Annotated in this window: 14 protein-coding genes; 11 read left to right on the top strand and 3 right to left on the bottom strand. The window is 73.0% G+C overall.

Annotated features, from left to right (window positions below; genetic code table 11):
- Nucleotides 1-72: 72 nt before the first annotated feature.
- From IE239_RS17465 to IE239_RS17455, 3 genes are all read left to right on the top strand, one after another.
- Complete coding sequence (locus IE239_RS17465; protein ID WP_373308112.1) at nucleotides 73-774, top strand: response regulator; 702 nt, start codon at nucleotides 73-75, stop codon at nucleotides 772-774.
- A gap of 66 nt (nucleotides 775-840) precedes the next feature.
- Nucleotides 841-2,370 carry a tRNA (N6-isopentenyl adenosine(37)-C2)-methylthiotransferase MiaB gene (miaB, locus tag IE239_RS17460; protein ID WP_190150251.1) on the top strand — a complete coding sequence of 510 codons (1,530 nt, stop codon included), beginning with the start codon at nucleotides 841-843 and terminating at the stop codon, nucleotides 2,368-2,370.
- 114 nt (nucleotides 2,371-2,484) lie between these two features.
- Nucleotides 2,485-3,300: a class III extradiol dioxygenase subunit B-like domain-containing protein gene (locus IE239_RS17455; RefSeq protein ID WP_190150250.1), complete on the top strand. Its 816-nt coding sequence runs from the start codon at nucleotides 2,485-2,487 to the stop codon at nucleotides 3,298-3,300.
- 242 nt (nucleotides 3,301-3,542) lie between these two features.
- Here the strand turns inward: IE239_RS17455 and IE239_RS17450 are convergent, their stop codons facing one another.
- Both IE239_RS17450 and IE239_RS17445 read right to left on the bottom strand, forming a co-directional pair.
- Nucleotides 3,543-3,830, bottom strand: coding sequence for an antitoxin (locus IE239_RS17450; RefSeq protein WP_190150249.1), 288 nt, complete (start codon nucleotides 3,828-3,830; stop codon nucleotides 3,543-3,545).
- Between the two features lie 24 nt (nucleotides 3,831-3,854).
- Nucleotides 3,855-4,139: a hypothetical protein gene (locus IE239_RS17445; protein WP_229878145.1), complete on the bottom strand. Its 285-nt coding sequence runs from the start codon at nucleotides 4,137-4,139 to the stop codon at nucleotides 3,855-3,857.
- 237 nt (nucleotides 4,140-4,376) lie between these two features.
- Here IE239_RS17445 and miaA point away from each other — a divergent pair, with 237 nt between their 5' ends.
- The 6 genes from miaA (at nucleotide 4,377) to hflX (ending at nucleotide 12,687) form a co-directional block, all read left to right on the top strand.
- Nucleotides 4,377-5,315 carry a tRNA (adenosine(37)-N6)-dimethylallyltransferase MiaA gene (gene miaA / locus IE239_RS17440; RefSeq protein ID WP_190150247.1) on the top strand — a complete coding sequence of 313 codons (939 nt, stop codon included), beginning with the start codon at nucleotides 4,377-4,379 and terminating at the stop codon, nucleotides 5,313-5,315.
- A gap of 108 nt (nucleotides 5,316-5,423) precedes the next feature.
- On the top strand, nucleotides 5,424-5,960 hold the full coding sequence (locus tag IE239_RS17435; protein WP_190150294.1) for a hypothetical protein: 537 nt from the start codon (nucleotides 5,424-5,426) through the stop codon (nucleotides 5,958-5,960).
- Nucleotides 5,961-6,037: 77 nt separating this feature from the next.
- Entirely contained in the window at nucleotides 6,038-6,907 is an 870-nt protein-coding gene (gene dapF / locus IE239_RS17430; RefSeq protein ID WP_190150246.1) for a diaminopimelate epimerase, read from the top strand.
- A gap of 300 nt (nucleotides 6,908-7,207) precedes the next feature.
- Complete coding sequence (locus IE239_RS17425; RefSeq protein ID WP_190150245.1) at nucleotides 7,208-9,400, top strand: RelA/SpoT family protein; 2,193 nt, start codon at nucleotides 7,208-7,210, stop codon at nucleotides 9,398-9,400.
- A 135-nt stretch (nucleotides 9,401-9,535) separates the two neighbouring features.
- Nucleotides 9,536-11,059: a M1 family metallopeptidase gene (locus IE239_RS17420; protein WP_190150244.1), complete on the top strand. Its 1,524-nt coding sequence runs from the start codon at nucleotides 9,536-9,538 to the stop codon at nucleotides 11,057-11,059.
- Nucleotides 11,060-11,196: 137 nt separating this feature from the next.
- Nucleotides 11,197-12,687: a GTPase HflX gene (gene hflX, locus IE239_RS17415; RefSeq protein ID WP_190150243.1), complete on the top strand. Its 1,491-nt coding sequence runs from the start codon at nucleotides 11,197-11,199 to the stop codon at nucleotides 12,685-12,687.
- A gap of 230 nt (nucleotides 12,688-12,917) precedes the next feature.
- Here hflX and IE239_RS17410 read toward each other — a convergent pair whose 3' ends face one another.
- The gene (locus tag IE239_RS17410; RefSeq protein WP_190150242.1) at nucleotides 12,918-14,141 is read right to left on the bottom strand and encodes a trypsin-like serine peptidase; all 1,224 of its coding nucleotides are present in this window, start codon (nucleotides 14,139-14,141) and stop codon (nucleotides 12,918-12,920) included.
- A 286-nt stretch (nucleotides 14,142-14,427) separates the two neighbouring features.
- Here IE239_RS17410 and IE239_RS17405 point away from each other — a divergent pair, with 286 nt between their 5' ends.
- Entirely contained in the window at nucleotides 14,428-16,053 is a 1,626-nt protein-coding gene (locus IE239_RS17405; protein ID WP_308435398.1) for a diaminobutyrate--2-oxoglutarate transaminase family protein, read from the top strand.
- 313 nt (nucleotides 16,054-16,366) lie between these two features.
- Nucleotides 16,367-18,268 carry an IucA/IucC family protein gene (locus tag IE239_RS17400; RefSeq protein ID WP_190150292.1) on the top strand — a complete coding sequence of 634 codons (1,902 nt, stop codon included), beginning with the start codon at nucleotides 16,367-16,369 and terminating at the stop codon, nucleotides 18,266-18,268.
- Nucleotides 18,269-18,273 lie beyond the last annotated feature (5 nt).

The raw sequence follows: 18,273 nt of genomic DNA, 5'->3' as shown, positions 1-18,273 counted from the left end.
CCGTCGAGGCCGCCGGCGGCCTCGGCCCCCCGGCCCGAACCCTCCCCGCCGTTCCCGCCGTCCTCGCCGTCCGTGTCGTCCGAACCGTTCGCGCCGCTTGCGTCGCCGGTGCCGTCCGCGCCGATCCGCGTCCTCCTCGCCGACGACCACACACTCGTACGCCGGGGGGTGCGGCTCATCCTGGACGGCGAGCCCGACCTGACGGTGGTCGCCGAGGCCGGCGACGGGGCCGAGGCGGTCGAACGCGCCCGGGAGGGGGACGTCGATCTCGCCGTCCTCGACGTGGCCATGCCCAGGATGACCGGGCTGCAGGCGGCGCGTGAACTCTCCCGCAGACTTCCGGCGCTGCCCATCCTCATCCTGACCATGTACGACAACGAGCAGTACTTCTTCGAGGCACTCAAGGCCGGGGCCGGGGGATACGTGCTGAAGTCGGTCGCCGACCGGGATCTGGTCGAGGCGTGCCACGCGGTCGTGCGCGACGAGCCGTTCATCTACCCCGGCGCGGAGCGGGCGCTCGTCCGCTCGTACCTGGACCGGCTGCACCGCGGCGGCGACGTCGACGGCCTGCCCGAACGGCCCATCACCGAGCGCGAGGAGGAGATACTCAAGCTCGTGGCCGAGGGGCACACCTCCAGGGAGATCGGCGCGCTGCTCTTCATCAGCGCCAAGACGGTCGAACGGCACCGAGCCAACCTCCTGCACAAGCTCGGCATGCGCGACCGGCTGGAACTCACCCGCTACGCGATCCGCGCCGGGCTGATCGATCCCTGAAGGCCGTCGAGGCCCCCGGACCGCGGAGGCGGCGGGCGTCCCCCGGGGAGCGCCTACCCTTGAGCCATGACCAGCAGCAGCGACCGGAGCCTCGCAGTGGACGTCCAAGCCCCCAAGAGCTACGAGATCCGCACTTACGGGTGCCAGATGAACGTCCACGACTCCGAGCGATTGTCCGGGCTGCTCGAAGAGGCCGGGTACGTGCGCGCCCCCGAGGGCTCGGACGGCGACGCGGACGTCGTCGTCTTCAACACCTGCGCGGTGCGCGAGAACGCCGACAACCGGCTCTACGGCAACCTCGGCCGGCTGGCGCCGCGCAAGGCGAGCCGGCCCGGGATGCAGATCGCGGTCGGCGGCTGCCTCGCGCAGAAGGACCGCGACACCATCGTGAAGAAGGCGCCCTGGGTGGACGTCGTCTTCGGCACGCACAACATCGGCAAGCTGCCGGTCCTGCTGGAACGCGCGCGCGTGCAGGAAGAGGCCCAGGTCGAGATCGCGGAGTCGCTGGAAGCGTTCCCGTCCACCCTGCCGACGCGGCGCGAGAGCGCCTACGCGGCCTGGGTGTCGATCTCCGTGGGATGCAACAACACGTGCACGTTCTGCATCGTCCCGGCGCTGCGCGGCAAGGAGAAGGACCGCCGCACCGGCGACATCCTGGCCGAGATCGAGGCTCTGGTCGCGGAGGGGGTCTGCGAGATCACCCTGCTCGGCCAGAACGTCAACGCCTACGGTTCCGACATCGGCGACCGCGAGGCCTTCAGCAAGCTGCTCCGCGCGTGCGGCGCGATCGAGGGCCTGGAGCGCGTCCGCTTCACCTCCCCGCACCCCCGCGACTTCACCGACGACGTCATCGCCGCCATGGCCGAGACGCCCAACGTGATGCCGCAGCTGCACATGCCGATGCAGTCCGGCTCGGACACCGTCCTGAAGGCGATGCGCCGCTCCTACCGCCAGGAGCGCTACCTCGGGATCATCGAGAAGGTGCGCGCCGCCATCCCGCACGCGGCGATCACCACCGACATCATCGTGGGCTTCCCCGGCGAGACCGAGGAGGACTTCGAGCAGACCCTGCACGCGGTCCGCGAGGCCCGCTTCGCGCAGGCGTTCACCTTTCAGTACTCCAAGCGCCCCGGCACCCCGGCCGCGACCATGGAGAACCAGATTCCCAAGGAGGTCGTGCAGGCGCGGTACGAGCGCCTCGTCGCCCTCCAGGAGGAGATCTCCTGGGAGGAGAACAAGAAGCAGGTCGGCCGCACCCTGGAGCTGATGGTGGCCGAGGGCGAGGGCCGCAAGGACGGCGCCACCCACCGCCTGTCCGGCCGTGCACCCGACAACCGTCTGGTGCACTTCACCAAGCCGGAGCGGCAGGTGCGCCCCGGCGACGTGGTGACGGTCGAGATCACGTACGCCGCCCCGCACCACCTCCTGGCCGAGGGCGCGGTCCTGGACGTGCGCCGCACGCGCGCGGGTGACGCCTGGGAGAAGCGCACCGCGGAGCAGGCGGCCAAGCCGGCCGGCGTTCTGCTCGGCCTGCCCGGGATCGGCGTGCCCGCGCCGCTTCCGGTGGCCACGGGCAGCGGCTGCGGCTGCGACTGACCCACGGCCGGGGCGGACGGCCGGGGCCCACCGGCCACGCCCCACCCAGGGGCCCACTGGGGCATCCGAGCCGAGGGCGCCCCGAGGCTCGCCTGCGGGGCTACCCTGCCGATCATGCTTGTCGCCGCCTCAGTCTGCCCCTGTCCGCCGCTGCTCGTGCCCGAGGTCGCCGCGGGCGCCGCGCCCGAGCTGGACGCGGCGCGTACCGCCTGCTCCGACGCGCTGGCCGTGCTGGCGGCCGCCCGGCCGGACCGGCTCGTGGTCGTCGGACCCGCCGAGAAGGCCGGCCGAGGCCTCCACCCGGAAGGCGCGCCGGGTTCGTTCCGCGCGTTCGGAGTGGACGTGGGCGTACGCCTCGGCCGCGCCGACGCGGCTGCATCGGGCACACCTGTCGTACCGGACGCACCAGATGCACAGGACGCGTCACACGCGTCACACGCGTCACACGCGTCACACGCGTCACGCGCGTCACGCGTATCGTCCGCCCGCGACCTGCCGCCGTCCCTCGCCGTCGGCGCCTGGCTGCTGGAGCGGGCCGGATGGTCGGCCGCCCCGGTCGGGGGACTCGGCGTCGGCGAGCAGCTCACGACCGAGCGGTGTCTCGAGGTCGGCCGGGAGATCGGCGCCGCGTCCGGGCGGGTCGCCCTGCTGGTGATGGGCGACGCGAGCGCGTGCCGGACCCTGAAGGCTCCCGGCTACCTCGACGAGCGCGCCGCGCCCTTCGACGCGGAGGTCGCCCGCGCGCTCGGCGCGGCGGACGTGGCGGCGCTCGGAGCGCTGGACGCGGAGCTGGCGTACGCGCTCAAGGCCTGCGGCCGGGCGCCGTGGCAGGTGCTCGCGGGCGCCGCCGAGGGCGCCGGGCTGACGGGCGCGCTGCTGTACGAGGACGCGCCGTACGGCGTGGGCTACGTGGTCGCGACCTGGTCGTGACGGCCGTGGGGCTGCGGGGCGTGAACCTGACCGGGGCGTGAGCCGAGCCAAGGCATGAGCTGAAGCCGCCCGTGAACCGTGCCCGTCCGTGAACCGTGCCCGTCCGTGAACCGTGCCCGTCCGTGAACGGGACCCGGGCGTGAGCCGGACCCGTCCGGGTAACCGACCCGGGTCCGGGCGGGGAGCGGCGGGACGGCCGCGCCGCGGGAACGTTCGCGGCCGTGCGCCCCTCCCCGCCCCGGTCAGGAAGCCGGCGGCGGGCTCGGCGGGCTCGGAGGGGTCGGCGGGACGAACGTGTCGCCGCGGCCCGTCGAGGGCTCGTCCTTGTGCGCTACCCGGTCCACGGCTCCTTTGGCCTTGTCGGCGCCCGTGTGGATGCTGTCGCTGTATGTGCCCTTGGTCTTCTCGTCGACGACCTTGGCGGCCTTGTCGACGCCGTGGTGCGCCTTGTCCCCGTGCCGGTGCGCGAGGTCCGAGACCTTGCCCTTGGCCGGGCCGAGCCTGGCCTTCAAACTGTCCAAAAGACCCATGGGCCACCTTCCCTGGCGGGTGCGTCAAGTGCGGGCGCCGCCGTCGGCGGCCTCGCTGTCGGCCGTCTCCTCGGGGGACTGCTGACGGGGAATGCCGAGGCTGTCGACAGCGCCGTCGGCAGTGCCGTCGACAGCGACCTCGACGATCTCGTCTTCGGGGACCGGCTCAGGCTCCGGATCCTTCGCCGTCCGGCTGTGCGCTGCGGCTCCGGCCTCCGTCGTCTCCCGTGAGTCCTCCGTGACCGTTTCCGCCCCGGCTGCGCCTTGCGCCGCGTCGCCCGAAGCCTCGGCGGCGGCGGTCGCCTCCATCGCGGACGGCTCCTCCACGGACTTCGGCCTCCGGAAAAGTCGCGCCAAAACGCCCATGTCCACTCCATACGGTACTCGTGCGGGCGAAAACCCGCCTCGGCCGGTGCGTCCGTTCGCGTCACCGGGGGCGTCGCCCCTGTGCGGAGCGACGGGAATCCCGCAACGGGGAACGACCCCGGACCGGCGTCGTCACCTAACTCGTTCGAGGGCGGGAGCGGGGTTTGCGAGACTGGTGCGGTGAGCAGCGCACCCCCCGCCCCCCGCGTCATCGCCGTCGTCGGACCGACCGCGGCCGGAAAGTCGGATCTGGGCGTTTTCCTGGCCCGGCGACTCGGCGGCGAGGTCGTCAACGCCGACTCCATGCAGCTCTACCGAGGGATGGACATCGGCACCGCCAAACTGACGCCCGAGGAGCGCGCTGGAGTCCCGCACCATCTCCTGGACGTCTGGGACGTCACCGTCACCGCCTCGGTCGCCGAGTACCAGCGGCTGGCGCGCGAGCGGATCGACGCGCTGCTCGCCGAGGGCCGCTGGCCCGTCCTCGTCGGCGGCTCCGGACTGTACGTCCGCGGGGCCGTCGACAACCTGGAGTTCCCCGGCACCGATCCCGAGGTGCGCGCCAGGCTGGAGGAGGAGCTCACGCTGCGCGGGTCCGGCGCGCTGCACGCCAGGCTGGCCGCCGCCGATCCCGGGGCCGCTCAGGCGATCCTGCCCGGCAACGGCCGCCGCATCGTCCGGGCCCTCGAGGTGATCGAGATCACCGGTAAGCCCTTCACGGCCAACCTGCCCGGTCATGACTCCGTCTACGACACCGTCCAGATCGGGGTCGACGTGGCGCGCCCGGAACTCGACGAGCGCATCGCCCGCCGCGTCGACCGGATGTGGGACGCGGGGCTCGTGGACGAGGTCCGCGCGCTGGAGGCGCAGGGCCTGCGCGAGGGGCGCACGGCCTCCCGCGCGCTCGGTTACCAGCAGATCCTCGCGGCCCTGTCCGGTGAGTGCACCGAGGACGACGCGCGCGCGGAGACCGTGCGTGCCACCAAGCGCTTCGCGCGCCGTCAGGATTCGTGGTTCAGGCGCGATCCGCGGGTGCACTGGTTGAGTGGGGCCGCCGCTGATCTCACGGAACTTCCGGAGCTCGCGCTGGCGTTGGTGGAGCGACCGGTCACAGCCTGATCACGTCATGGCATCGGGACGCCCAGGCCGTCATCCGGGCCTCCGGCGGCGTGCCATCATCGAGCTTCGATCGACCAAGTGGAGTCCGAGTTGGGAGGGCGCGTGGCGATGGAGGCCGGCCCTCGCGACACCGCACAAGGCGCTGGGCACCGCACCACAGGGAGCGGTGAACCGGAGGCCGAGGAAGGCCGTCCGAGCCAGGACGGGCGGTACGAGGTCACCCTGGACGGCACGGACGGCACGGACGAAACCCAGGGCGGTGTGACCGACGACGGTCCCGAGCCCGAGGAGATGTTCGCGAGCGGCCCCGAGGTCGAGGTCGAGCTGCGCCCCCAGCGTCGGCTGCGGATCTGGCAGCTCGCGCCCATCGTGGCCCTGGCCGCGATCGGTTCCCTGATGTTCGCCTTCCCGCTCGCCTTCGACTTCGGCGACAGCGGAGCCATGATCGCCATGCTCGGGCTGCTGATCTGCTCCTGCGCGGCCGGCTGGGGAATGATGGCCGCCCGCCGCGTGGGTTACACGTGGCCCGGCCTGCCCGCGCGCGGCTCCGGGCGCCGGCCCGACTGGCGGGTCGCCCTCGCCTACGTCGTCATGGTCGCCGCGGTGGTGGCCCTGGCCGTCTGGCGGGTCGCCCGGCTCCGCTGAACCGTCCGCACGCGGGTGGCGGGCGGCCCCTCCGCGGCTCCGGGCCCGGTGTCGTGGCCACGCCGTACGATCGAGGGATGAGCACGCGGATCGCCTTCCTCAAGGGGCACGGCACCGAGAACGACTTCGTGATCGTTCCCGACCCCGACAACGCCGTAGACCTTCCCCCGGCCGCCGTCGCCGCCCTGTGCGACCGACGCGCGGGCATCGGCGGCGACGGCCTGCTGCACGTCGTGCGGTCCGCCGCGCACCCCGAGGCGAAGGACATGGCGGCCGAGGCGGAGTGGTTCATGGACTACCGCAACGGCGACGGGTCGATCGCCGAGATGTGCGGCAACGGGGTCCGGGTCTTCGCCCGCTATCTCCAGCACGCCGGCCTCGTCGGCGAGGGCGATCTGACGGTCGCCACGCGAGGGGGCGTCAAGCGCGTACACCTCGCCGAGGACGGGGACGTCACCGTCGGCATGGGCAGGGCCCGCCTCCCCGAGGGCGACGTCACGGTGAGGGTCGGCGACCGCAGCTGGCCCGCGCGCAACGTCAACATGGGCAACCCGCACGCCGTGGCCTTCGTCGACGATCTCGCGCACGCCGGCGACCTGCACGCGCCGCCGCCCTTCAGCCCGGCCTCCGCCTACCCGGACGGGGTCAACGTGGAGTTCGTGGTGGACCGCGGACCGGGCCACGTCGCCCTGCGCGTGCACGAGCGCGGGGCCGGCGAGACCCGCTCGTGCGGCACGGGCGCGTGTGCCGTCGCCGTGGCGGCCGCGCGCAGGGACGGCGCCGACCCGGCGGTCACGGGGACGCCGGTCACTTACACCGTCGACGTGCCCGGCGGGCGTCTGGTGATCACCGAGCGGCCCGACGGCGAGATCGAGATGACCGGCCCCGCAGTGATCGTCGCCACAGGGGAGATCGCGCCCGAGTGGCTGGAAACAGTCGGCCGCTGACATGGTCGGGGCTTGGCATCGGAGGCCTGGTCGGCCGAACGGCAGAGAAGGTCGGCCTCGAGGGCGGGTCACGGGTTCGAATGCGCGACCGGCTTCGGGGCGGGTGGCTCAAAACCGCAAACCTCCTCACCCATCGCTCGAATGGGTGATCCGTTTCACGCTCGGCGAGAGGCGGTCGGTCCCGCGTGATGGGCTCGGTAGCATCAAGCACCGGCCCGGACGGGGGACCGATCACCAGTCCCCTGAGCCGTGTCCGCCCTGGGACACCCCGTCCGCCGGTCCACGCAGCCGGAGGTGCTCATGAGTGCGGAGGCCACGAACCCTGCGACCCCAGGCCCGGTAGCGCCGGCCGCGTCCCGCAGGCGCAGCCGTCCCCGGATCGACCTGCGCCGCCTGGTCGGCGCAGCGCTGCTCGGCCCCGCCTCCCGCGGCCGCCTTCCGGACGCGATCGGCCACGTCGTCGAGGTCCACCGCGCCCACCACCCCGACGCCGACCTCGAAACCCTGCGTCGCGCCTACGTCCTCGCCGAGTCCTCGCATCGCGGCCAGATGCGCAAGAGCGGCGAGCCCTACATCACCCACCCCCTCGCGGTGACCCTGATCCTCGCCGAACTCGGCGCGGAGACCACGACCTTGACCGCCTCGCTGCTCCACGACACCGTCGAGGACACCGAGGTGACGCTCGATCAGGTCGGTGAGCAGTTCGGCGCCGAGGTGCGCTACCTCGTCGACGGCGTCACCAAGCTGGAGAAGGTCGACTACGGCGCGGCCGCCGAGCCCGAGACCTTCCGCAAGATGCTCGTCGCCACCGGCAACGACGTCCGCGTGATGTCGATCAAACTCGCCGACCGGCTGCACAACATGCGCACCCTCGGCGTGATGCGCCCCGAGAAACAGGCGCGCATCGCCAAGGTCACCCGGGACGTCCTCATCCCGCTCGCCGAACGCCTCGGCGTCCAGGCCCTCAAGACCGAGCTGGAAGACCTCGTCTTCGCGATCCTGCACCCCGAGGAGTACGAGCACACCCGCGAGCTGATCGTCGAGAACGCCTCCCGCGCGGACGACCCCCTTGCGGAGTTCGCCGACACGATGCGCGCGATCCTGCGCGAAGCCGGCATCCAGGCCGAAGTCGTCATCCGCCCACGGCACTTCGTCTCCGTGCACCGCTTCTCCCGCAAGCGCGGCCGGATGCGCGGCTCCGACTTCGGCCGTCTGCTCGTGCTGGTGAACGAGGACGCCGACTGCTACGCCGTGCTGGGTGAACTGCACACCTGTATGACGCCGGTGGTCTCGGAGTTCAAGGACTTCATCGCCGTCCCCAAGTTCAACCTGTACCAGTCGTTGCACACCGCGGTCGCCCGCGAGGACGGCCAGGTCGCCGAAGTCCTCATCCGCACGCACCAGATGCACAAGGTCGCGGAGGCCGGCGTCGTGGCGCTCGGCAATCCCTACCCGGCTCCTTCCGAGGAACAGGCCCGGGAACGAGCCGCGGCCGACGAGGAGCGCGTCGACCCCACGCGGCCCGGCTGGCTCTCCCGCCTCCTGGACTGGCAGGAGGCCGCACCCGACCCCGACACGTTCTGGTCCACCCTGCGCGAGGACCTCGCGCAGGACCGCGAGATCACCGTCTTCCGGCCGGACGGCGGCACACTCGGCCTGCCCGAGGGCGCGACCTGCGTCGACGCCGCGTACGCGCAGTACGGCGAGGACGCCCACGCCTGCATCGGCGCCCGGGTGAACGGCCGCCTGGCGACCCTCAGCACCGTTCTGCGGGACGGCGACACCGTCCAGCTCCTCATGGGCCAGGACCCCGCCTCGGAGCCGTCCAGGGAGTGGCTGGAGCACGCCCACACCCCGGCCGCCCGGATCGCCATCCAGCGGTGGCTGGCGACGCACCCGGCGCCGGCCGAGCAGGAGGACTCCGCACCGGCCGGGACCCCGGAGGCAGCCAAGGCCGCACTGGCCACCGCCCGGTCCACGGCCGACCCGTTCGGAGCCGACGCGCCGGCCCCGCGCCCCGGACCCGGCGCCGCCGTCACGGTCGTCGACCGGCCCGACGCCGCCGTGCGGCTCGCCGGGTGCTGCACACCCGTACCGCTCGACGACGTCACCGGGTTCCTGGTGCGCGGGGGAGTGGTCACCGTGCACCGCGCTGAGTGCGACGCCGTGGCGCGCATGGCGGGTGCGGGGCGCGGAGAGGTCGACGTGCGCTGGGGCGACGGCACCGGCTGCCGGGTCACCCTGGTCGCCGAATCGTTCGGCCGGCCCCATCTCCTCGCCGACCTCACCGAGGCCATGGCGCTGGAGGGCGCCGAGATCGTCTCCGCGACCGTGGAACCCCCGGCTCAGCAGCGAGTGCGTCACACGTACACCGTCCAGCTTCCCGACGCCGCCCACCTGCCCGCCCTGATGAGAGCCATGCGCAACGTCCCCGGCGTGTACGACGTGGACCGCGCGCAGCACCACGCGCAGGCCTCGGCCGAACCCGCGTAGGGCGCACCCGCGCGGGGACGCGCGCGTCAAGTCCCCGATCCCCAGGGCGTCCGCGCACGCGTGTGGGCCATCCGTTCGGGTGGGCCGGGCGCGCGTCGCCCACACGGCCCGCGTCCGCGCTGGTAGCGGTGGTCCATGCTGCTCACCCCCCGCGTCCGGCTCAAGTCCGCGCTGCTCGCCTCGGCCGTCTCCGTCTGCCTCGTCGCCGCGAGCGCTCCGGCGGACCCGCTCGGCGTCGGCGACCGCCTCTTCCCGTACCTGGGCAACCCGGGATACGACGTCGCGTCGTACGACCTGTCGTTCACCTACTCCGGCGTCAACAGCGAACCCCTCCGGGCGGTCACCACCATCGACGCCCGGACCACGGCGGCCCTGGACCGGATCAACCTGGACTTCGCCCACGGCAAGGTCGACTCGGTCCAGGTCGACGGCCAGCCCGCCGCCTTCGCCGGCGCAGGCGACGACCTGGTGGTCACCCCGCGAAGCTCGCTGCCCCGGGGCAGCCGGGTCCGGATCACCGTGCGGCACACCAGCGATCCGGTGAGCGCCGACGACCGGGACGGCGGCTGGGTCAGGACCGCGGACGGCCTCGCCATGGCCAACCAGGCCGACGCCGCCCACCTGGTCTTCCCGTGCAACGACCACCCCTCCGACAAGGCGATGTTCACCGTCCGCGTCACCGCGCCCAACGACTACACGGCCGTCGCGGGCGGCCTGCCGGAGGGAGTCGAACGCGTCGGCGCGGCGACGACCTGGACCTACCGCACCCGGCACCCCATGGCCACCGAACTCGCCCAGGTCTCGATCGGCCGGTCCACCGTGGTGCACCGCAAGGGCCCGCGCGCACTGCCCCTGCGGGACGTCGTGCCCACCAAGGACCGCGAGCTCCTCGAACCGTGGCTGAAGAAGACCCCGGAGCAGATCTCCTGGATGGAGACCAAGGTCGGTCCCTACCCGTTCGAGACGTACGGCCTGCTCATGGCCGACGCCTCGACCGGGTTCGAGCTGGAGACGCAGACCCTGTCCCTCTTCGAGAAGGACCTGTTCACCGAGCCCGGCTATCCCAAGTGGTACGTCGAGTCGATCATGGTGCACGAGCTCTCCCACCAGTGGTTCGGCGACAGCGTCAGCCCGCGCAGCTGGTCCGACCTGTGGCTCAACGAGGGACACGCGACCTGGTACGAGGCGCTGTACGCCCAGGAGCAGGCGGGCCGCACCCTGGAGGCGCGGATGAAGGTCGCGTACAGCGCCTCCGACCGCTGGCGCGCCGCGGGAGGCCCCCCGGCGCTGCCCAAGGCGCCCCACCCGGGCCAGAAGATCAGCATCTTCCGGCCCAACGTCTACGACGGCGCGGCCCTCGTCCTGTACGCGCTGCGCCAGGAGATCGGCCGCCCCGCGTTCGAGCGCCTGGAACGGGTCTGGGTGCACGACCACCGCGACTCCACGGCGTCCACGGCCGACTTCGAGCGCCTGGCCGAACGGATCTCAGGCCGCGACCTGAGCGGGTTCTTCAAGGCCTGGCTGTACGCCGAGAAGACGCCGGCGATGCCCGGACACCCGGACTGGAAGCCCACCGCCCCGGCCGCCAGGGCCGAACACAAGGCGGAGCCGAAGACCGCCCCGAGGCCGGGGCGGACGGCCCCACGGGCATCGGAATAAGACGATGACGAGACGGGCCGTGCCGTGCGACCATCGTGCGGTCGGCGCGGCACGGTGCACGGGAATCTCCCGGGGCATTCGTGCGTTGTCCTTCATGAAGGCCGCCGAACCGGCATTCCCCACGACGTAAGGATCCAATGACCTCCTCTTCTTCCCCTTCCCAGGACGCCCGGCGCACTGCGCACGCCTACCCCGAAGGTCTTCGGGCCGATGCCCTGATGGAAGAGGACGTCGCCTGGAGCCACGAGATCGACGGAGACCGGGACGGCGACCAGTTCGACCGCTCCGAGCGCGCGGCCCTGCGCCGCGTTGCGGGCCTCTCCACCGAACTCGAGGACGTCACCGAGGTCGAGTACCGACAGCTCCGCCTGGAGCGCGTGGTGCTCGTCGGCGTCTGGACCACGGGAACCTCGCAGGACGCGGACAACTCCCTCGCGGAGCTGGCCGCCCTCGCGGAGACGGCGGGAGCGCTCGTGCTGGACGGCGTGATCCAGCGCCGTGACAAGCCCGACGCGGCCACGTACATCGGCTCCGGCAAGGCGAACGAACTGCGGGACATCGTCCTGGAGACCGGCGCCGACACCGTGATCTGCGACGGAGAGCTCAGCCCGGGCCAGCTCATCCACCTCGAGGACGTCGTCAAGGTCAAGGTCATCGACCGTACGGCCCTGATCCTCGACATCTTCGCCCAGCACGCCAAGTCCCGAGAGGGCAAGGCGCAGGTCGCGCTCGCGCAGATGCAGTACATGCTGCCGAGGCTGCGCGGCTGGGGTCAGTCGCTGTCCCGTCAGATGGGCGGCGGCAAGGGCGGCGGCCTCGCCACCCGTGGCCCCGGTGAGACCAAGATCGAGACGGACCGTCGGCGGATCCGCGAGAAGATGGCGAAGATGCGCCGTGAGATCGCGGAGATGAAGACCGGCCGCGAGATCAAGCGTCAGGAGCGCAAGCGCCACAAGGTGCCGTCCGTCGCCATCGCGGGCTACACCAACGCCGGCAAGTCGTCCCTGCTCAACCGGCTCACGGGCGCGGGCGTCCTGGTCGAGAACGCCCTGTTCGCGACCCTGGACCCGACCGTGCGCCGGGCCGAGACCCCGAGCGGCCGTCTGTACACGCTGGCCGACACCGTCGGCTTCGTCCGGCACCTCCCGCACCACCTGGTCGAGGCGTTCCGCTCCACCATGGAGGAGGTCGGCGAGTCCGACCTGATCCTGCACGTGGTGGACGGCTCGCACCCGAACCCGGAGGAGCAGCTGGCCGCCGTACGCGAGGTGGTCCGGGACGTCGGCGCCACCGGCGTGCCCGAGATCGTCGTGATCAACAAGGCGGACGCGGCCGACCCGCTGACGCTCCAGCGGCTCATGCGGATCGAGAAGCGCTCCATCGCGGTCTCGGCCCGCACCGGCCAGGGCATCGACGAACTGCTGGCCCTGATCGACGACGAGCTGCCGCGGCCGTCGGTCGAGGTCGAGGCACTCGTGCCGTACACCCACGGCGGCCTGGTCGCCCGCGCCCACACCGAAGGCGAGGTGATCTCCGAGGAGCACACCGCGGAGGGCACCCTGCTGAAGGCCCGGGTGCACGAGGAGCTGGCGGCGGACCTCGCGCCGTACATCCCGGCAGCCGCGTAGACCGCCGCGACCGGCCCTACCCGCCGTACGCCGTCGGCCCGTCCCCCTCTCCGGGGGACGGGCCGACGGCCTGTCCGGCTCACCGGCCGCCGCGCCTCGGGCTCTCCGGAAGCGACGCCCCGGTGAGGGCGGCTTCTCGGGCGAGCCGGGACGAACGGCGGTGGGGAGACGGCGGCGGCACGGCGCAGGCTCCCCTGCGGGTCCCCTCGGCGCGTCCACCGCCGGCCCGGCTAACGGCCGGCGAACTTGTCGCTCACCGAGTCGTAGACGCCCTTGGCCACGTCGCCGAGCCGCGGGCCCGCGAGCCACCCCGACTTCGCCGGGCCGATCGAGGTGTTGGACACCAGCGCCGGCTTGCCGTCCGAGCCCGCGGCGACCCAGCCGCCGCCGGACGAACCGCCGGTCATCGTGCAGCCGATGCGGTACATCGTCGGGTCCGCGGAGCTGATCGAGAACCGCCCCGGCCTGTCCTGGCACTGGTAGAGCTTCTGGCCGTCGTACGGCTTCGCCGCCGGGTAGCCGGTCGCGGTCACGCTGTCGATCTTCGGGACCGCCGGTGCCGTGAAGTTCACCGGGAGAGCCGAACCGACGGTCTCCTCGAGGGACTTGCCCGAGCCGCCCTCCTCCGGCGTCACATGGATGACGGCGTAGTCGTAGGAGGCGCCGTCGCCGCCGGTCTGGCCGCCCTGCGCGATCCACTGGTCCGAGGTCTTCGTCCAGTCGCCCCACCAGACCCCGTACGGAGCGGCCTGCTCCTTGGCGGCTGTCTGCAACTGAGCGGACGACAGGCCCTGGTCGTTGTACGACGGCACGAACGCTATGTTGCGGTACCAGCCGCCGCCCTTGCCCGCGTGCACGCAATGGCCCGCCGTCCACACGAGGTTGGACTTGCCCGGATGGGCGGGGTCCCGCACGACCGTCGCCGAGCAGACCATCGTGCCCTCGGGCGAGTCGAAGAACACCTTGCCCGCCTCCGGGGCGTTGGCGTGGTACTTCGTCGGCACGGCCTGCGCGGCCACCGCCTGCGGCGTCGGGTCGGTCACGCCCTGGTCACCGGAGAGATCGCTGTCGTCCACGCTGCGGTCCGGGTCCTCCGCCTTGCGCATCCGGTCCGGGTCCCACAGGCCCTTGATGATCGGGTTGACGTAGTCCTGTGCCTCGCGCAGCCAGTCGTCCCGGTCCCAGTTCTTCCAGGCGCCGTTCTTCCACTTGTCGAGGTCGATCCCGTGCTCTTTGAGCTTGTCCTTGATGTCGTCCGGGATCACGATCTTTCCGTCGCCGACGGCCGGCGTGGAGGCGCCGGTCTCGCCGCCGGCGACGGTGTCGCCCGAGTCGCACGCGGTCGCGGTGAGCGCGAGCACCGAGACGAGGGCCACGACGCCCAGCACGGGGGAAGTTCCGCGGCGCGCGTTCCTCCTCCGTCGAACGGTGAACGACGGCCGTGTGGATCGCATGGTCTGAACTCCCCCTGCTGTCAACGAACTTGAGAAAACGGCCGTCCCCCGGAGCGGAACTCACGGATGGGTCGCACCGAGTTCGAGCGGGTGCCACGGCCGGGTGCGATGCCTCCACACGATATGCGCTCGCTGTGGGCGGCTCCCGACGGAACGGCAACTGTTCGGTCACAGCGGAGATCTTGCGGCGACCCGTAACCGCGAAGACGGTGCGGGGTTGGTAGCGGTGGGGGGTCCGCTGTCCGCGTCCGGCCCCTGAACTGCGGGAGGACGGGAAGCCGTGGTCGTGACCGAGCCAGTGCCCGAGAGCGTTCTGAGGCGTCAGACGGCACGTGAGTCGGCGGCGCGCACCTGTGCGCGCGCCCTGCCGATCGTGCCGGTGCGGGCACGAGGGCTGACCATCGAGGGCGCGGACGGCCGTCGCTACCTCGACTGTCTCGCGGGCGCCGGTGCTCTCGCCCTCGGCCACAACCATCCCGTCGTGCTGGAGGCCATCCGCGGAGTGCTCGACTCGGGCGCGCCGCTGCAGGTGCTCGACCTCGCGACCCCCGTCAAGGACGCCTTCGTCACCGAACTGTTCCGCACCCTGCCACCGGGTCTGGCCGGCCGCGCGCGCGTGCAGTTCTGCGGTCCGGCCGGCACGGACGCCGTGGAGGCGGCTCTCAAGCTGGTCCGGGCCGCCACCGGCCGCACCGGCGTCCTGGCCTTCACCGGCGCCTACCACGGGATGACCGCCGGATCCCTCGAGGTCTCCGGGGGCGCGGGGGACGTCCGGGTGGCGCGGTTGCCCTTCCCGCAGGACTACCGCTGCCCGTTCGGCGTCGGCGGCGAGCGCGGCGCCGAACTCGCCGCCCGCTGGACCGAGTCCGTCCTCGACGATCCCAAGTCGGGGGTGCCGCGACCCGCCGGGATGATCCTCGAACCGGTCCAGGGGGAGGGCGGGGTGATCCCGGCTCCGGACGCCTGGCTGCGCCGGATGCGACAGATCACCGCGGACCGCTCCATCCCGCTGATCGCCGACGAGGTCCAGACGGGCGTCGGGCGGACCGGCGCCTTCTGGGCGGTGGAACACAGCGGGATCACTCCTGACGTGATGGTCCTGTCCAAGGCCGTCGGCGGCAGCCTCCCGCTCGCCGTCGTCGTCTACCGCGACGACCTCGACGTCTGGCAACCGGGGGCCCACGCGGGCACGTTCCGCGGCAACCAGCTCGCCATGGCCGCCGGTACGGCCACCCTCGCCTTCGTCCGTGAGAACGGCCTCGCCGACCGTGCCGCCGTGCTGGGCGCCCGCATGCTGAGCCGGCTCCGGGGCCTCGCCGAGGAGTTCCCGTGCATGGGGGACGTGCGAGGGCGCGGACTGATGATCGGGGTCGAGATGGTGGACCCGGAAGCGGGGTGCGGGAGTGTCGGGAGCCAGGAGCCCGGCAGGGTCGACGGCACCCGTGCGGCCGACGACTTCCACGCGGTCGGCGGGGTTCATGAGGGCGACGGGAATCCCGAGGCCGGCGCGGGCGACGGGATCGACGGTGCGCACCGTCCCTTCCCCGTGGCCCCCGCGCTGGCCCTCGCCCTGCAGCGGGAGTGCCTGCGGCGCGGCCTGATCGTCGGACTCGGAGGACGCCACGCCGGTGTCGTACGACTGCTTCCGCCGCTGACCATCACCGACGAGCAGGCCGAAGCGGTGCTGGACCGACTTGCGGACGCGACGGCAGCCGTGGCCGCGAGCCACACCCGCGGCACGGCCCGCAAGGGACGCACGGGGCCCGCAGAACAGGCGGGGCCGGCCAGGCAGGCGGGGCACGAAGGACAGGCGGGGCGGCCGGAGGCCAACCGTCCGAGCAGGCCCGACCCGCTGGGCCGGCCTCCCGAGCAGGCCCCCTGCCAGAGCGGCCTCGCCGACCGGAAGACATGAACCGGGCGCCCCGCTCCACCGGCGTCTTCGGGGACGGGGCACGCCGGGCGTCCCCGCCCCGCCCGCGGGAGCCGGGAGCGAGCGGGGCCCCGTGCCACTGCCTGCCCGCTTCGCCCCGTCCCACTCCACGAGGACCGACCGAGGACCGACCTTGACCACCTTCCCGCAACCCGCCGACGCCGACTCCGTGCCCACTGCGGACGCACTCCTGGCACTGCCCGAGCCACCCTCCGCCGCCTCAGCCTCCGCCGCGGCCTCCTCCGCCTCCGGGTTCGCCGATCCCGCGGCGCGCCCGTTCCCGTTCCCGATGCCGATGCCGCGCGGGCAGGGAACGCCTCCCCCCGCAGAACCGCCGCCCTCCGCCGCCGGCGACCTTCTGGACCACCCCGATCCGTACACCGCCGCCCAGGCCGCGGCCGTGGAGAACCTGCTGCGCTGCTGGGTCCGCGAGACCGGCCTGGCCGCACCCGACGACGGCGTCCTGCGCGTGCCGTTGCCCGCGAGCGCTGCGGGCCTGCTCGTCCCCGTCGACTACTGGTCACCGACGGGCTGGCACCGCTTCGGCCCGCCGCGCCTGGCCGGCGCCCCCGAGCAGGCCCCGCCCGCGGACGCCGTCACGGTCGCCGCCCTGCTGGCCCGTGAGACGCCCGCGAGCGGCGAGGGCGGTCAGGGCGCCGAGCTCGTCGCTCGCGTCGCCGACTCCGTCCGCCGGACCGCCGTCTTCATCGGCGAGCGCAGAGCGCGCCCCGCCGACGGCCCCGACCTGTTCCTGGCCGCCGAGCAGGCACTGCTGCTGGGACACCCGCTGCACCCGACCCCCAAGAGCCGAGAAGCGCTCTCGGACGGCGAGGCGCGCCTGTACTCACCCGAGTCGCGCGGCTCCTTCCCGCTGCACTGGCTTGCCGTCGCTCCCTCCGTGCTCGCCACGGACTCCGCCTGGACCGAGGGCGGCCGACCCGTCCCCGCCGCCCGACTGGCGGAGCGACTCGCGGGCGCGGGACTGCCGCTGCCCGACGGATTCACCGCCCTGCCCGTCCACCCCTGGCAACTGGGCGAGATGCGGCGCCGCCCCGAGGCCGAGGCGCTGTTCGACGCCGGTCTGCTCCGGGATGCGGGCGCCCACGGCCTTCCGTGGCATCCCACCTCCTCGGTGCGCACCGTGCACCGGTCCGGCGCCCCGGCCATGCTGAAGCTGTCCCTGGGCCTGCGCATCACCAACTCGCGCCGGGAGAACCTCCGCAAGGAACTCCACCGGGGCGTCGAGGTGCACCGGCTCCTGCGTTCCGGCCTCGCCGCGCGGTGGCACGCGGCCCACCCGGGCTTCGACATCGTCCGCGACCCCGCCTGGCTCGGCGTCGACGGCCCGGACGGCCGCCCGCTGACCGGACTCGACGTGATGATCCGCCACAATCCCTTCACCCCGGCGGACGACGTCTGCTGCCTCGCCGGTCTCGTGGCGCCCCGGCCGCATGCCCGCGAGACGGCCGATGCGTTCGACCGGGGGCCGGGGACGCCGCCCGGCCCCGTGGACGCGGGTCCCGTCCGGCGCTCCCGGCTCGCCGTGATCGTCACGCGACTCGCAGGGCGCACCGGCCGGCCGCCGGGGGCGGTGGCGGCGGAGTGGTTCATGCGCTACCTGGAGCAGGTCGTCCGGCCCGTGCTGTGGCTCGACGACGTGGCGGGCATCGCTCTGGAGGCGCACCAGCAGAACACGCTCGTCCTGCTGGATCCGGACGGCTGGCCCAGGGGCGGCCGTTACCGCGACAACCAGGGCTACTACTTCCGCGAGTCCCGCCGCGCGGACCTCGACTCCCGGCTGCCCGGGGTCGGGGAGCGCAGTGACACCTTCGTCTCCGACGAGGTCACCGACGAGCGCCTCTGCTACTACCTGGGGATCAACAACGTGCTGGGGCTCATCGGCGCGTTCGGCTCCCAGCGGCTCGCCGACGAACGCCTGCTGCTCGCGGCCTTCCGACGCTTCCTCGCCGACGCCGCCCGGACCGGCGCCGACACCGACACGGACGCCGGCGGGCGGGCCGCATCCGGCCCCGGGCGGAGGGGCAGCCGCAGTGCGGTTCCCGCCCGGCTGCTCGGCTCGCCCGTCCTGCGCTGCAAGGCCAATCTGCTCACCCGGCTGCACGGGCTCGACGAACTCGTCGGACCGGTGGACACCCAGTCCGTCTACGTCGCCGTCGCCAACCCCCTGTTCTCCTGAACCGT

It is taken from the genome of Streptomyces humidus, assembly GCF_014649655.1.
Taxonomy (GTDB): domain Bacteria; phylum Actinomycetota; class Actinomycetes; order Streptomycetales; family Streptomycetaceae; genus Streptomyces; species Streptomyces humidus.
Note: the sequence above shows the minus strand (reverse complement) of the source record. Positions and strands in the feature narration are given on the sequence as shown.

Excerpts from the sequence above, each read along its gene's own strand:
- miaB (WP_190150251.1), top strand. The coding sequence starts at position 841 with ATGACCAGCAGCAGCGACCGGAGCCTCGCAGTGGACGTCCAAGCCCCC.
- IE239_RS17455 (WP_190150250.1), top strand. The coding sequence starts at position 2,485 with ATGCTTGTCGCCGCCTCAGTCTGCCCCTGTCCGCCGCTGCTCGTGCCC.
- IE239_RS17450 (WP_190150249.1), bottom strand. The coding sequence starts at position 3,830 with ATGGGTCTTTTGGACAGTTTGAAGGCCAGGCTCGGCCCGGCCAAGGGC.
- IE239_RS17445 (WP_229878145.1), bottom strand. The coding sequence starts at position 4,139 with ATGGAGGCGACCGCCGCCGCCGAGGCTTCGGGCGACGCGGCGCAAGGC.
- IE239_RS17435 (WP_190150294.1), top strand. The coding sequence starts at position 5,424 with ATGGAGGCCGGCCCTCGCGACACCGCACAAGGCGCTGGGCACCGCACC.
- dapF (WP_190150246.1), top strand. The coding sequence starts at position 6,038 with ATGAGCACGCGGATCGCCTTCCTCAAGGGGCACGGCACCGAGAACGAC.
- IE239_RS17425 (WP_190150245.1), top strand. The coding sequence starts at position 7,208 with ATGAGTGCGGAGGCCACGAACCCTGCGACCCCAGGCCCGGTAGCGCCG.
- IE239_RS17420 (WP_190150244.1), top strand. The coding sequence starts at position 9,536 with ATGCTGCTCACCCCCCGCGTCCGGCTCAAGTCCGCGCTGCTCGCCTCG.
- hflX (WP_190150243.1), top strand. The coding sequence starts at position 11,197 with ATGACCTCCTCTTCTTCCCCTTCCCAGGACGCCCGGCGCACTGCGCAC.
- IE239_RS17410 (WP_190150242.1), bottom strand. The coding sequence starts at position 14,141 with ATGCGATCCACACGGCCGTCGTTCACCGTTCGACGGAGGAGGAACGCG.
- IE239_RS17400 (WP_190150292.1), top strand. The coding sequence starts at position 16,367 with ATGCCGCGCGGGCAGGGAACGCCTCCCCCCGCAGAACCGCCGCCCTCC.